Origin of the sequence: Gluconobacter sp. P1D12_c (assembly GCF_018812105.1) — a bacterium.
In the GTDB taxonomy this organism is placed as follows: Bacteria; Pseudomonadota; Alphaproteobacteria; order Acetobacterales; family Acetobacteraceae; genus Gluconobacter; species Gluconobacter oxydans_A.
In genome coordinates this window covers 1-418 of the sequence record NZ_JACSIQ010000575.1, presented here as the reverse complement: position 1 = coordinate 418, position 418 = coordinate 1, and the positions used below count along the sequence as shown (strand labels likewise).

Annotated in this window: 1 protein-coding gene; it reads left to right on the top strand. The window is 47.6% G+C overall.

Translation table 11 applies throughout. The features are described from left to right. The coding region (locus KP705_RS18215; RefSeq protein ID WP_215765317.1) for a hypothetical protein at positions 1 to 418 on the top strand (418 nt) is incomplete at both ends.

Sequence of the window (418 nt, the reverse complement as noted above, 5' to 3'; positions counted from 1 at the left end):
GGCAGGGATGAGGCCATAAGGCTTCAATCTGATCGCATTGCTGACAGGCTTGAAGGTCTGGGGATTCCGTCTAGGCGTAAGAAGCAGGATGGCACCTTTTTCAAGGTGGGTTTGCTGTCTGGATTAGCTAAGCAGATGGATGAACAGTTTAGGCATATCATGTTCATTCCTGCTGTTGCTGTTGCTGAGCGTCGCCAGTTGAGGAATGAGCTGACCTATTGGATTGATAACATTCTCCCGAATAAGGGGAAGTATCTGCGGTACATGGTTATCACCTGCGGTGAGAACGTCCGCATATATGATGACCTCAAGGCGGAGCATAGGAAATGGACACGCAAGCTCTCTGATTGCTTCCGTTGGCTCAATCAAAAATATGGTTCAAATCTGTATTTCAGGGGGACTGAGTTCACTCATAATG